Raw genomic sequence first — 13,679 nt, 5'->3', positions numbered from 1 at the left:
CGTCTACGGTAGGCCGGTGCCCACCACCGTCACGACCAGCGAGTCCGGCCCGGTCCACGTCGTCCACGTGGCCGGGGAGATCGACGTGACCTCTGCCGCGATCCTGCGCGACGCGCTCGAGGCCCTCATCGCCGACGGGCGCAGGCGGCTGACGCTCGACCTCACCGAGGTCACCTTCATGGACTCCACCGGCTTGGGCATCGTCGTCGGTCGGCTCAAGCGGCTGGCGCGCCACGGCGGGACGATGACGGTCGCCGCCGCGCACGAGCGGGTCGTGCGGGTCTTCACCATCACCGGTCTCGACCAGCTCCTCGAGATCCACCCCGACCTCGAGAGCGCCGTCGCCGCTGCCGCGGCGGCCAGCCCGAGGTCGTCCGCCGCGGGCGGCCAGCCCTAGGTCGTCCGCCCGCGCGCCACGCCGCGCGGCCTGCGGTCCCGGACGCGCCCGTCTCCGGGTGGGAGGGTGTCCCCACATCACGTCTCGACGGTGAGGAGCCCCCGTGGGTGAGCACGTCGTGGTGCTGAGCCACGCAGGAGCCGAGCCGCTGACCGCGGCGCAGTCGGCGTGCATCACCGAGCACGCGCGTCTCGAGGTGGTCGTGAGGCACGAAACCCCCGATGCCTCCGAGGCCGCGCACCTGCTGCGTCACGCCACCGTCGTGGCGACCACGCCGTCCGTGGCACCCAGACTCGACGACGAGCTGCTCGGGCGACTGCCCCGCCTGCACTCGCTCGTCCTCCACGCCGGCGACGCCGAGCACCTCGCCCTCGGTGCATCAGCCCGACGTCGCCTGACCCTCACCACCCTGCCCGACCCCGCATCAGGTGCCGTCGCCGAGCACGCCCTCGGCCTGCTGCTGTCGCTCGCGACCCGTTCGCACCTGGCCAACGACCGCTCCCGCGGACGGGTCGACGCGTCGACCTCGCTGCAGGGGGTCGAGCTGTGCGGGAGCACGCTCGGGGTCCTCGGCGTCGGCCGGGTCGGGCTGCACCTGGCCCGCATCGCCACCGGCATCGGCATGCGGGTCGTCGGCGCCGACCCCGACCCGACGGCGCGACGCACGGCCGAGCACGTCGGCATCGAGATGACGTCGACCGACGAGGTGCTCCACCGGTCCCGTGCGCTCGCGATCTGCGCATCGGCCGCTTCGCAGTCGTCCCCGATCCTCGACCTGGCCGGACTCGGGGCGCTCCAGCCCGGCGCGCTGCTGGTCAACGTCGGCCGGCCGGACCTCGTCGACACCGACGCCGTCGTCGCGGCCCTGCGACTGCGCCACCTGCGCGGTTACGCGGTGGACGCGACCCCCTTCGACCGCCTCGAGCACGCCGACCTGATGGCCGAGGGACGCATCGTGCAGACGGGGCACAGCGCGGGCTGGCGTGACGAGGTCCTCGCACGGGGCGCCGAGCAGCTCGCCCGGGCGATCGTCGCCGCCGTGCGGCAGGACCCGGCGGCCCGCGCCGAGGCCGACGGCGAGGAGCAGGTGGCGTGAACCCTCCCGGCGACGTCGAGGGGAGCGCACAGGCGACACCCGAGACCGACCCGGCAGTAGTGTGGGCCAACGGCTGAGCCCGCCTACGGCGGACCGACCGTGACCCGCGCTCATCAAGGAGGATGGCATGGCAGTCACGCTCGCGACCCTGTCCACCGCGTCGTCGATCGACCTCGACAGCACCAACCTGGCCCTCGTGGGTGGCGTCGCCGCCATCGGGGTCGTGGCCCTCGCGCTCGGCGTCGTCCTGCGGCAGCAGGTCATCGCTGCCGGCGCCGGGACCGATCGCATGCAGGAGATCGCCGGGGCGGTCGAGGAGGGCGCGCACGCCTACCTCCGACGCCAGTTCCGCACCCTCGTGATCTTCGTGGCGCTCGTCTTCGCGCTGCTGCTCCTCCTCCCGGCCGACTCGGCGGGCGTGCGATGGGGCCGATCGGGCTTCTTCGTCCTCGGCGCCGCCTTCTCGGCGGCCATCGGCTATCTCGGCATGTCGCTCGCGGTCAAGGCCAATGTCCGCGTCGCCGAGGCGGCGCGCTCCGCCGGGCGGGACGACGGCATGCGCATCGCCTTCCGCACCGGCGGCACGGTCGGCATGTTCACCGTCGGGCTCGGCCTCATCGGTGCGGCGATCGTCGTCCTGGCCTACCGCGGTGACGCCCCCAAGGTGCTCGAGGGATTCGGCTTCGGCGCCGCGCTGCTCGCGATGTTCATGCGGGTTGGCGGAGGCATCTTCACCAAGGCCGCCGACGTCGGCGCCGACCTCGTCGGCAAGGTCGAGGCCGGCATCCCCGAGGACGACCCGCGCAATGCCGCGACGATCGCCGACAACGTCGGGGACAACGTCGGTGACTGCGCCGGCATGGCGGCCGACCTCTTCGAGTCCTACGCCGTCATGCTCGTGGCCGCCCTGATCCTCGGGTCCGCGGCCTTCGGCTCCTATGGTCTGGTCTTCCCCCTGCTCATCCCAGCGATCGGCGCCGTCACCGCGATGATCGGCATCTTCATCACCCGGGCGAAGGGGGGAGAGTCCGCCCTCGACGCCATCAACCGCGGCTTCTACATCTCCGCGGTCATCTCGGCGGTGCTGTGCGCCGGGGCGGCCTACCTCTACCTGCCGGGCTCGTACGGCGACCTGTCCTCGCCCAACGAGACCGTCGCCCAGCTCGTCGGCGACCCGCGCCGGGCCGCGCTCCTCGCCGTCGTCCTGGGCATCGTGCTCGCCGCGGTCATCCTGCGGATGACCGGTTACTACACCGGCACCGACTCGCGCCCGACCAAGGACGTCGCGCGCACCACCGAGACCGGTGCGGCGACGGTGATCCTCTCGGGCATCTCGCTCGGCCTGGAGTCTGCGGTCTACAAGGTGGTGACGATCGCCGTCGTCATCTACCTCGCCTTCCTCCTCGGCGGATCATCGGTCGTCCTCGGCCTCTTCTTCATCGCCCTGGCCGGGTGCGGCCTGCTGACGACGGTCGGGGTGATCGTCGCCATGGACACCTTCGGCCCGGTCTCCGACAACGCCCAGGGCATCGCCGAGATGTCCGGTGACGTCGACGGCGAGGCCGCCCAGGTGCTCACCGAGCTCGACGCGGTCGGCAACACGACCAAGGCGATCACCAAGGGCATCGCCATCGCGACGGCGGTGCTCGCCGCGACCGCGCTCTTCGGCAGCTACACCGACGCGTGGACCTCGACCGTGCGGGGCATCGACGAGGGGTCGGTCAGCGCCGACCGGGTCGCCGACTTCGAGCAGATGGTCAACACCCAGATCGTCTCGCCGAGCGTCCTCGTCGGCGTGCTCATCGGCGCCGCGGTCGTCTTCCTCTTCTCCGGGCTCGCGGTCAACGCCGTGACCGTCGCGGCCGGCTCGATCGTCCACGAGGTGCGGCGGCAGTTCCGCGAGCACCCCGGGATCATGGAGGGCACCGAGAAGCCCGAGTACGCCCGGGTCGTCGACATCTGTACCCGCGACTCCCTCGCGAAGCTCGCCACGCCCGGCCTCCTCGCGGCGCTCACGCCGATCATCGTCGGCTTCGGCCTGGGCATCGGTGCCCTCGCCGGGTTCCTCGCCGGCGCCATCGCCTGCGGTGCGCTCATGGCCGTCTTCCTCGCCAACTCCGGTGGTGCGTGGGACAACGCGAAGAAGATCGTCGAGGACGGCCACCACGGCGGCAAGGGCTCGCCCGGGCACGAGGCAGCCGTCATCGGCGACACCGTCGGCGACCCCTTCAAGGACACCGCCGGGCCGGCGATCAACCCCCTCATCAAGGTGATGAACCTCGTCGCCGTCCTCATCGCACCCGCTGTCGTGACGCTCTACCTCGGCAGCGACGGCGATCAGATGATCCGCTGGGGCATCGCCGCCGTGGCGCTGCTCGTCGTCGTCGTCGCGCTCGTCATCACCAAGCGGGACGACGTCGCGATGGCCGACAGCGACAGTGAGCCGGCCGTCCAGCGCGCCTGACGGACCGCCCCGGGCCCCCTCGTCGGCGCCGCCAGGGTGGTGCCGACGAAGGGGGCGGGCTGGCTAGGCTCGGCAGGTGACCTCCAGCACCACGCCCCGCACCGACCCCGAGCTGCTCGACGACCTGCGCGCGGACCTGACGGACGCCGCCTTCGGCGTCGACGAGGTGCACGAACGCCTGGGTGACCTGGCCGCTGCGGCCCTCGGTCGCGAGCAGGTGCTGCCGGCCCGGCGCGCGGTCGCCGGCGCCACCGACCCCCTCGGGGTGCTGATCGGGTGCTTCGGCCTCGGGCTGCCCACCGCCGCCGACGACCTCGCCCGGGCCCTGCCGCGCACGGGGGTCACCGGGGCCGTGCGGCTCGGGGTCGTCGAGCCCCACGGCGCGCACGTCGTCGCCACCTGCGACCTGCGCCCCTACGGCGACGACGCCGGGCACGCCTGGTGGGTCGCCTCCGACCCGACGGAGCACGCGCGCAGCGAGCCGCTGCCCGTCGACCACGTCCTGGGCATCGGCGGCGCCTCGACGACCCTCGCCTCGTGGACCCCGCGCACCCGTGTCGCCCGCGCGCTCGACGTCGGCACCGGGTGCGGCGTCCAGGCCCTGCACCTGTCGGGTCACGCCGACTCCGTCGTCGCCACCGACCTGTCCCGGCGAGCCCTGGGCTACGCCCGCTTCAACGCCGCCCTCAACCAGGTCGACTGGGACCTGCGGGAGGGTTCCTTCCTCGAGCCGGTGGTCGGGGAGGCCTTCGACCTCGTCGTGAGCAATCCCCCCTTCGTCATCACGCCGCGCAGCGGTGACGTGCCGCTCTACGAGTACCGCGACGGCGGGGCCGCCGGCGACCACGTCGTCGCCGCGCTCACCCAGGGCATCGGCGCGCACCTGGCGCCCGGTGGCGTCGCCCAGCTGCTCGGCAACTGGGAGACGGTCGCCGGCCAGGACTGGCGCGAGCGCGTCGGCGCGTGGGTCGAGGCCAGTGGCCTGGACGCCTGGGTCGTCCAGCGCGACGTTCAGGACCCGGCGGAGTACGCCGAGCTGTGGACCCGCGACGGCGGGCACCTGCCGGGCACCAGCGAGCACGACGCGCTCGTCGGCGCGTGGCTCGACGACTTCGCCTCTCGCGATGTCGCGCAGATCGGCTTCGGCATCATCACCCTGCACCGGCCGACGGGGGAGCGGGCGCCCTTCGTCGACCTCGTCGAGGCGACCGGACCGGTGGCGACCCCGATGGGGCCGACGGTCGCCGCGGGACTCGTCGCCCGCGACCGGCTCGCCGGGCTCGACGACGACGCTCTGCTCGACACCGCGTGGCGCTGCGCACCCGACGTGACCACCGAGACGCACGCGACGCCCGGCGCCAGCGACCCCAATGTCATCGTCCTGCGGCAGGGCGGCGGTCTGGCGCGCTCGGTCCGGCTCGACACCCTCGACGCAGCCCTCGTGTCCGTCTGCGACGGCGACCTCACCGCGCGTCAGTCGCTGACCGCGATCAGCGCCCTGCTCGACGTGCCCACCGGCGAGGCGCTCGGTGCCGGCGCGGCCCTCGTGCGGCGGCTGGCCGCCGACGGGCTGCTCCTGCCGGAGTAGGCCGTCCCCGCCTGGTCCGTCGTAGCGCGCCGGTTCGGTTGCGGTGCTCCCGTCGAGAAGACCCGGCGCGCTGCCGAAGTCCTTCGTCCTCGTGTGGTCCCGTCGTCGTTCTCGACTTCGGCTTGACGCCACGCCGGATCCTCTCGACGTCCGCGTCCCTTCGAGACGGTCGCGGGCGACCGCCCACGCGGAACGTGGGACCCACTCAGGGAGCGGTGCCCTCGACCGGGCGTGGGAGCGGGGACGACGAAGGGCGGCCCGGTGACCGGGCCGCCCTCGTGTCGTGCTGGGTGATCAGCTCATGCCGTCGAAGGTGATCTTCCACTCGTCGTCGACCTTCTTGAGCTTGATCTCCTCCTCGTCGCCGTCCTGGTTCTTGACCTTGACGGTCGCGGTCTTCTCGTCCTCGGCGATCTCGGAGCTCTGGATGTCGACGTCCGCGTTGTCGGGGATCTGCAGCTCCTTCTCGTTCTCCTTGAAGATCGTCTCGCAGTCCTTGCCCGGGTCGGCCTCCTCGAGCGTCTTGACGATCTCGGGGTCGAAGGACTCGCACAGCGCGGCGTAGTCCTTGTCCTTGGCCGCGGCGGCGAAGTCCTCGACGGCCTGCTCCGCGTCGTTGCCGCTGCCGCAGGCCGTCAGGCCGAGCGTGAAGGTGCCGGCGATGGCCAGTGTGACGAGCTTCTTCATGGTGGTCTCCCTGTCCGTGGTGCGGGCGGTGTGGTCGCCCCTCACGCAGGACACTAACGACGCCACCTCACACGTGCGATGGGGAGGACTGCCCGTGGACGCTCAGCTGAACTGCCAGGAGCGCTTCGACAGGCCGAACCAGAAGCCGTCGACCGCGACATCGCGCTGCGTCGCGCCGGAGGCCTCGGCCGCGCCCATCGCGATGTAGAGCGGTGCCCAGTGCTCGGTGCGCGGGTGCGCCTCGTGGCCGGCGGGGGCCAGCTCGAGCATCCGCTCGAGCGAGTCGATGTCGCCGGCACCGACGGTCTCGGCCGCCCAGTGGTCGAACTCGCTGGACGCGGTCGGCGGGGTGACGTCCGCGCCGGCGCGGGGGTTGAACCAGCGCAGGTTGTGCGTCGTGAAGCCGGACCCGACGATGAGGGTGCCCTGGTCGCGCAGCGGCGCCAGCGCCCGGCCGAGCTCGACGAGCTGGTGCGGGTCGAGGGTCGGCATCGACATCTGCAGCACCGGCACGTCCGCGTCGGGGTACATCTCCACGAGGGGCACGTAGGCGCCGTGGTCGAGGCCGCGGGTCTCGTCCCGCTGGACGTCGACCCCCTTCGCCTTGAGCAGGCCGGAGACCTCCGAGGCGAGCTCGGGTGCGAGAGGTGCGTCGTACTGCACCTCGTAGTAGTGCTGGGGGAAGCCCCAGAAGTCGTAGGTGAGCGGCACCTTGCGCTGGGTCGGGCTCACCGTGACCGGCGCGTCCTCCCAGTGGGCCGAGACCATGAGGATGTTCTTCGGTGTGTCGAAGTCGGCCGACCAGCGGGCCAGCTCGGCGGTCCACCGGGCGTCGTCAGCCAGCGGCGGGGCGCCGTGCGAGAGGAAGAGGACGGGAGGAGTGGTCATGCCGACCACAATACTTGTATCTTCAACAAAACGCCAGCCCCCATCCCGGGGCGAAGGGGGTCGCCCCGCACGGCGTAGTACGGTCGCCCCGAGATGACCCCACGTCGAGGCAGCGACGAATCCGCTGCACGTGGGGTCGAGAGATGAGGCGCACATGGCCAGCAAGCTCGTCATCGTCGAGTCACCCGCCAAGGCCAAGACCATCGCGGGGTACCTCGGTCCGGACTACGCCGTCGAGGCGTCGGTGGGGCACATCCGGGACATCCCGACCCCGTCCGAGATGCCGGCGGACATGAAGAAGGGGCCCTTCGGCCGCTTCGGGATCAACATCGAGGAGGGCTTCGAGCCCTTCTACGTCGTCGACCCGGACAAGAAGAAGAAGGTCACCGAGCTCAAGCGTCTGCTCAAGGACGCCGACACCCTCTACCTCGCCACCGATGAGGACCGCGAGGGCGAGGCCATCGCGTGGCACCTGCTCGAGACGCTCAAGCCGAAGATCCCGGTGCAGCGCATGGTCTTCCACGAGATCACCAAGGAGGCGATCCAGCGCGCCGTCGAGGACACGCGCGAGCTCGACCTCGACCTCGTCAACGCCCAGGAGTCGCGCCGCATCCTCGACCGGCTCTACGGCTACGAGGTCTCGCCGGTGCTGTGGCGCAAGGTCAAGGCGGGGCTGTCCGCCGGCCGGGTGCAGTCGGTCGCCACCCGCATCGTCGTCGAGCGCGAGCGCGAGCGGATGGCCTTCAAGGTCGCCTCCTACTGGAGTGTCGAGGGCAAGTTCAGCACCGGTGCGGCCCCCTTCGCCGCGCGCCTGGCGAGCCTCGACGGACGCAAGGTCGCCACCGGCTCCGACTTCGACGACACCGGCGCGGTCAAGAAGGACGCCCGCGCGCTCGACGAGCGTGCCGCCACCCAGGTGGCCGAGGCGACCATCGCCGCCGCGGTGACCGTCAGCTCGGTCTCCGAGAAGCCCTACACGCGCCGGCCGTACGCCCCCTTCACCACGTCGACGCTGCAGCAGGAGGCCGGTCGCAAGCTCGGCCTCGGCTCCAAGGCGGCGATGGGCGTGGCGCAGAAGCTGTACGAGAACGGCTACATCACCTACATGCGTACCGACAGCACCAACCTGTCGAGCTCGGCGCTGGCCGCCGCCCGCGGCCAGGCCCGCGACATGTACGGCGCCGACTTCGTGCCCGAGTCGCCGCGCGTCTACGGCAAGAAGTCCAAGAACGCGCAGGAGGCGCACGAGGCGATCCGCCCCGCCGGTGACCGCTTCCGCACCCCGGCGCAGGTGGCCGGTGAGCTGCGGGGCGACGAGTTCCGTCTCTACGAGCTGATCTGGAAGCGCACGGTCGCCTCGCAGATGGCCGACGCCAAGGGCTCGACCGCGACGATCCGCATGCGCGCCGACCTCACCGGCTGCGAGGCCGGCGAGCTCGCCGAGTACACCGCCTCCGGCACCGTCATCACCTTCCGCGGCTTCCTCGCCGCCTACGAGGAGGGCACCGACGAGCCGGCGCAGCCGGCCAAGGACGGCGAGGCCCGCCTGCCCAAGGTCGAGGAGGGCGCGAGCCTCGACGTCGTCGACGCGACCGCGTCGGGTCACGAGACCTCACCGCCGGCGCGCTACACCGAGGCCTCGCTGGTCAAGAAGATGGAGGAGCTCGGCATCGGCCGCCCCTCCACCTATGCCTCGACGATCAGCACGATCCAGGACCGCGGTTACGTCCGCAAGAAGGGCACCGCGCTCGTCCCGACGTGGTTGGCCTTCGCGGTGACCCGCCTGATGGAGGTGCACTTCAGCCGGCTCGTCGACTACGACTTCACCGCGTCGATGGAGGTCGACCTCGACGAGATCGCCGCCGGCGACGCCGACCGCGTCGCCTGGCTGCAGCGCTTCTACTACGGCGACGAGGGCAGCGGCCCCGGCCTGTCCGGGCTGGTCTCCGACCTCGGCGACATCGACGCCCGGGCGATCTCGACGATCGAGATCGGCGACGGCATCGTCGTGCGGGTCGGTCGTTACGGCCCCTACGTCGAGGAGGTCGTGCCGAAGGGGGTCGACCCGGCCACCGGTGAGGTCACCGACGAGACGAAGACGACGCCGGCGCCCAAGCGGGCGACGATCACCGACGACGTCGCGCCCGACGAGCTCACGCCGGCGATGGCGCGCGAGTTCCTCGCCGCGGCCGCCGACGACGGTCGGGTCCTGGGCCAGGACCCCGAGACCGGCCGCGACGTCGTCGTCAAGAACGGTCGTTACGGCCCCTACGTCACCGAGGTGCTCGAGGAGTCGGCCGACGACAAGCCCAAGCGTGGCAAGGCCAAGGTCAAGCCGCGCACGGCCTCGCTCTTCAAGAGCATGGACCCCTCGACGGTCGACCTCGAGCAGGCGCTGAAGCTCCTCTCGCTGCCGCGCACGATCGGCACGGTCACCGAGACCACGACCGGTGAGGACGGCGCGGAGAAGTCCGTCGAGGTGCCGATCACCGCGCAGAACGGTCGCTACGGCCCGTACCTGAAGAAGGGCACCGACTCGCGCTCCATCGAGACCGAGGAGCAGCTCTTCACGATGACCCTCGAGGAAGCGCTCGCGATCTACGCCCAGCCCAAGCAGCGGGGCCGCGCCGCGGCCAAGCCGCCGCTGGCGGAGTTCGGCGAGGACCCGGTGAGCGGCAAGAAGGTCGTCGTCAAGGACGGGCGCTTCGGCCCCTACGTCACCGACGGTGAGACCAATGCCACCCTCCGTCGCGGTGACGAGCCCGAGACGCTCACCGCGGAGCGGGCCTACGAGCTCATCGCGGAGAAGCGCGCCAAGGGGCCGACGACTCGCAAGAAGTCGGCGAAGAAGACGGCCAAGAAGACGGCCAAGAAGCCCACGAAGTCGACGGCGAAGAAGGCCACGAAGAAGGCGGCGGCCAAGAAGGCGTGAGCGGAACCACCCCGGCGCACGCGTTGCCGGGGTGGTTACCCGTGGGTATGGTCGCAGCAACCCGCGCACCGAAGGAGCTGCACCGCATGGAGCTGGACCCGTCGACCTTCGACTCGATGACGCCCGAGGAGTTCGCCCGGACCGTCAAGCAGATGTCCGACAAGGAGATCTCGGAGACGATGCGTGGTGAGCACCGTGGTGCCGTCCTCGACGCCGTCTTCGGTCGTTTCCCCGAGCTCTTCCGGCCCGACAAGGCGAAGGGGGTCGCCGGCACCGTCCAGTTCCGCATCACCGGGGGCCCGGACGAGCAGCCCCACGACACCTACGAGATCGTCATCAACGAGGGCACGTGCGCCGTCTCGCCCGAGGCAGGCGAGACCTACGACGCCTCGCTGATGATGGCGCCGCCGGAGTTCGTCAAGATGGCGACCGGCCGGGGCAACCCGACCATGTTCGTGATGCGCGGCAAGATCAAGGCCAAGGGTGACATCGCCCTGGCCGCGAAGTTCCCCTCCCTCTTCGACATCCCGAAGGCCTGATGCCGACATGAACCCTCTGACCATCGCCAAGACCATGGCCAAGCGAGGGATGCTGGCCCCGGGGCCGCCCGCCGCCCAGGTCAAGCAGCTGACCGCGCTCAAGAAGTGGGGCTTCGGTCTCGCGGGCGAGCTGCGCCAGGCGGCCAACCGCTCGCCCAAGACGGTCGCGGTCATCGACGAGAGCCGGGGTGCGACGACCTACGCCGAGCTGCTCGCCAACTCGGAGAAGATCGCCGTCATCCTCCGTGAGATGGGCTTCGGCCCGGGCGACCGCCTCGGTCTGCTCGCCCGCAACCACGTCCAGGCCATCGAGGTCATGACGGCCACCTCCGCGGTCGGCATCGACCTCGTCCTGGGCAACACCGGTCTCGCCGGGCCGCAGTTCGCGGTCGTCGCCGAGCAGCAGGGGATCAAGGGCCTCATCCACGACGACGAGTTCGCCGAGGTCGTCTCGCACCTGCCGGCGCAGCTGCCCCGGGTCACCGAGACCGAGCTGGCCCAGCGGGTCGAGGCGACGGCCCGACCCGAGTCGCTGCCGGTGCCCGCCAAGGGCGGCCGCACGATCATCCTCACCTCCGGCACCACCGGCACGCCCAAGGGCGCCGCGCGCAAGACACCCGGCGGCTTCGGCCCGCTCATCTCGATCATCGACCGGATCCCGCTCAAGGCCCACGACCGGATCCTCATCTCCGCGCCGATCTTCCACACCTGGGGCTACGCGGCGATGCAGCTGTCGATGGCGCTGCGCGCGACGATCGTGCTGCAGCGTCGCTTCAAGCCCGAGGCAGCCCGGGCGGCGCTCGAGGAGCTGCAGCCGGACGCGATGTTCGCCATCCCCGTGATGCTCCAGCGGATGATGGAGTTGCCGAGCGACCCGGCTGCACGCAGCCGCCGCAAGCTGCGGGTGGTCGCGACCTCCGGGTCGGCCTACCCCTCGGGCTTCACGACGAAGTTCATGGACGAGTACGGCGACGTGCTCTACAACCTCTACGGCTCGACCGAGGCCTCCTGGGTGTGCATCGCCACGCCTGCCGACATGCGCCGGCACCCCAACACCGCCGGTACCCCACCGCTCGGCACGGTCGTCAAGATCCTCGACGAGGACGGCAAGGAGCTGCCGAAGGGGGAGACCGGCCGGATCTTCTGCGGCAACGAGCTCGTCTTCGACGGCTACACCAACGGCAAGACCAAGGACTTCGTCGACGGCCTCGTCTCCACGGGCGACATGGGCCATGTCGAGGGTGACCTCTACTTCGTCGACGGTCGCGACGACGACATGATCGTCAGCGGCGGCGAAAACGTGTACCCCATCGAGGTCGAGGGGCTGCTTGCCGAGCACCCCGCGGTCCGTGAGGTGTCGGTCATCGGCGTGCCCGACCCCGACTTCGGCCAGCGCCTCGCGGCCTTCGTCGCGCTCACCGAGGGCCACGAGCTGAGCGCCGACGAGGTCAAGGAGCACGTGCGCGCCCACCGCGCCCGCCACTGCATCCCGCGCGAGGTCGTCTTCATGGACGAGCTGCCGCGCAATGCCACCGGCAAGATCCTCAACCGGGAGCTGCGCAAGCACTTCGCCTGACCCCCCGCTGGCTGAGGAGGTCGCGCAGCGACCGTCCCCCCTCCCTTCGCCCGCTCGGTGGGCCCAGGACCCTGCATTGCCCTATGGCAATGCAGGATCCAGGGCCCAGAACTCTGCATTGCCGTAGGGCAATGCAGGGTCGGGGGCGGTCAGAGCCACTGGCCGAAGGCCAGGGGCTCGCGGGTGAAGCGGTAGGTGGCCCAGTTGAGGTGGGTGACGGTGCCGGAGGCATCGCGGGTGACCCGCAGCAGCTCGCCGCGCTCGCGGCCCGACACCGTGCGGTAGCGGTCGGTGGCCTCGGCCTCGAAGACCGAGGGCGGCAGCTCCTTCGCCTGTCCGGCGACCTTGGCCTCGAGCCGGCCCTCGCGCACCGACAGCACGAAGTGGGTCCCCTCGGAGTACCAGTGCCCGAGCAGCGGGACGAGCTCGTCGGGCAGCTGCGTCCCGGGCTGCCAGGGCTCGGGCTGCACCGGCTCGCGCTCGATCGCGATCGTCCCGAGCTCGATGGCCGCGGCCGCGGGCGGGACGGGGGCGGAGTTGTTCATCAGGATCAGACCCGTTGTCGCAGAGGAGCGCTCGGTGAAGACGCCGGTGATCGAGCCGGGCCAGCCGCCGGTGTGCCCCACCCAGGTGCGACCCTCGTGCCGGACCAGCTGGAAGCCCAGACCCCAGGCTGAGGTCCACCCCGTCATGTCGGCCATGACCTGCGGCTGGCACATCTCCTCGAGCGTGTCGGGGGAGAGGACCTCGTCGACCGGGGCGGCCACGAAGCCGCCCCAGCGCGCCATGTCGGTGGCCGTCGACCGCAGCCCACCGGCCGGATCGAGGGCCGCCGCGTCGAAGACCGGCTCCTCCACGGGGACGTCGGCGAAGGGAGGCACGTAGTACCCCTTCGCCCGGCGGCCGGAGGGCGCGGTGCCGGTGCGGGTCATCTCGAGCGGGTCGAGGATGCGGCGTCGGATCGACTCCTCCCAGGTGCACTCGTCGAGGCGGGCGATGATCTCGCCGAGGACGGAGTAGGCGAGGTTGGAATAGTGCCAGCGGTCGTGCGGTCGGCCCACACGCTCGGCCTGCGACCAGCCGGCGAGCAGGTCCTCCCGCGAGGGCATGACCATCGTGTCGAAGACGTCGCCGACCGGCTCGCGCTGCATCCCGGAGGTGTGCGAGAGCAGCTGCCGGATCGTCACGCGGGCGTGGGCGGAGTCCGCGAGGTGCTGCTCGACCGTGTCGTCGAGGTCGAGCCGGCCCTCGTCCCGCAGCGCCATGACGGCCACCGCGGTGAAGGTCTTGGAGTTGCTCGCCACCGGGTACTGGGTGTCGGCGTCGGGTGCCTCGCCGGGCGTCGCGAGGTCGATCGCCCCGATGCCGGTGGACCACTCGAGCCGGCCCGCCCGGGCGACGCCGGCGACGAGGCCCGGGACCCTCCCTTCGGTCTGCGCGGTGAGGGCGCGGGAGGTGAGGGCACGGGCGGTCTCGTCGGTGAAGGTCATGGCACGACCTTAAGGAGATGCG

General features: G+C 71.4%; 10 protein-coding genes. 7 read left to right on the top strand and 3 right to left on the bottom strand.

The features are described from left to right. Positions 1-16 precede the first annotated feature (16 nt). From H7A72_RS13375 to H7A72_RS13360, 4 genes are all read left to right on the top strand, one after another. Positions 17-397, top strand: a complete 381-nt coding sequence (locus H7A72_RS13375) for an STAS domain-containing protein (RefSeq protein ID WP_072625482.1) — start codon at positions 17-19, stop codon at positions 395-397. Between the two features lie 103 nt (positions 398-500). Beyond that, on the top strand, positions 501-1,493 hold the full coding sequence (locus H7A72_RS13370; protein WP_185220842.1) for a 2-hydroxyacid dehydrogenase: 993 nt from the start codon (positions 501-503) through the stop codon (positions 1,491-1,493). 127 nt (positions 1,494-1,620) lie between these two features. Next, positions 1,621-3,957 (top strand): sodium-translocating pyrophosphatase, encoded by a 2,337-nt coding sequence (locus tag H7A72_RS13365; RefSeq protein WP_185220841.1) that lies wholly within the window; start codon positions 1,621-1,623, stop codon positions 3,955-3,957. Between the two features lie 76 nt (positions 3,958-4,033). Beyond that, positions 4,034-5,545 carry a methyltransferase gene (locus tag H7A72_RS13360; protein WP_185220840.1) on the top strand — a complete coding sequence of 504 codons (1,512 nt, stop codon included), beginning with the start codon at positions 4,034-4,036 and terminating at the stop codon, positions 5,543-5,545. 294 nt (positions 5,546-5,839) lie between these two features. Here H7A72_RS13360 and H7A72_RS13355 read toward each other — a convergent pair whose 3' ends face one another. Continuing rightward, positions 5,840-6,232: a DUF4878 domain-containing protein gene (locus H7A72_RS13355; RefSeq protein ID WP_072625478.1), complete on the bottom strand. Its 393-nt coding sequence runs from the start codon at positions 6,230-6,232 to the stop codon at positions 5,840-5,842. 102 nt (positions 6,233-6,334) lie between these two features. Further along, positions 6,335-7,120, bottom strand: a complete 786-nt coding sequence (locus H7A72_RS13350; protein ID WP_084452582.1) for a dioxygenase — start codon at positions 7,118-7,120, stop codon at positions 6,335-6,337. A gap of 154 nt (positions 7,121-7,274) precedes the next feature. Here H7A72_RS13350 and topA point away from each other — a divergent pair, with 154 nt between their 5' ends. From topA to H7A72_RS13335, 3 genes are all read left to right on the top strand, one after another. Beyond that, the gene (topA, locus tag H7A72_RS13345) at positions 7,275-10,052 is read left to right on the top strand and encodes a type I DNA topoisomerase (protein ID WP_185220839.1); all 2,778 of its coding nucleotides are present in this window, start codon (positions 7,275-7,277) and stop codon (positions 10,050-10,052) included. Between the two features lie 86 nt (positions 10,053-10,138). Then, positions 10,139-10,591 (top strand): SCP2 sterol-binding domain-containing protein, encoded by a 453-nt coding sequence (locus H7A72_RS13340; RefSeq protein WP_185220838.1) that lies wholly within the window; start codon positions 10,139-10,141, stop codon positions 10,589-10,591. Positions 10,592-10,598: 7 nt separating this feature from the next. Continuing rightward, on the top strand, positions 10,599-12,167 hold the full coding sequence (locus H7A72_RS13335) for an AMP-binding protein (protein ID WP_185220837.1): 1,569 nt from the start codon (positions 10,599-10,601) through the stop codon (positions 12,165-12,167). Positions 12,168-12,316: 149 nt separating this feature from the next. Here H7A72_RS13335 and H7A72_RS13330 read toward each other — a convergent pair whose 3' ends face one another. Then, positions 12,317-13,657 (bottom strand): serine hydrolase, encoded by a 1,341-nt coding sequence (locus H7A72_RS13330; protein ID WP_084452574.1) that lies wholly within the window; start codon positions 13,655-13,657, stop codon positions 12,317-12,319. Positions 13,658-13,679 lie beyond the last annotated feature (22 nt).

Origin of the sequence: Janibacter sp. YB324 (assembly GCF_014217915.1) — a bacterium.
In the GTDB taxonomy this organism is placed as follows: domain Bacteria; phylum Actinomycetota; class Actinomycetes; order Actinomycetales; family Dermatophilaceae; genus Janibacter; species Janibacter indicus.
The sequence above is the reverse complement of the archived record's forward strand: the minus strand, read 5'-3'. Positions and strand labels throughout refer to the sequence as shown.

Bases quoted from the DNA above. Each gene is read 5' to 3' on its own strand.
- H7A72_RS13340 (WP_185220838.1), top strand. From the start codon at position 10,139: ATGGAGCTGGACCCGTCGACCTTCGACTCGATGACGCCCGAGGAGTTC.
- H7A72_RS13365 (WP_185220841.1), top strand. From the start codon at position 1,621: ATGGCAGTCACGCTCGCGACCCTGTCCACCGCGTCGTCGATCGACCTC.
- H7A72_RS13350 (WP_084452582.1), bottom strand. From the start codon at position 7,120: ATGACCACTCCTCCCGTCCTCTTCCTCTCGCACGGCGCCCCGCCGCTG.
- H7A72_RS13355 (WP_072625478.1), bottom strand. From the start codon at position 6,232: ATGAAGAAGCTCGTCACACTGGCCATCGCCGGCACCTTCACGCTCGGC.
- H7A72_RS13335 (WP_185220837.1), top strand. From the start codon at position 10,599: ATGAACCCTCTGACCATCGCCAAGACCATGGCCAAGCGAGGGATGCTG.
- topA (WP_185220839.1), top strand. From the start codon at position 7,275: ATGGCCAGCAAGCTCGTCATCGTCGAGTCACCCGCCAAGGCCAAGACC.
- H7A72_RS13330 (WP_084452574.1), bottom strand. From the start codon at position 13,657: ATGACCTTCACCGACGAGACCGCCCGTGCCCTCACCTCCCGCGCCCTC.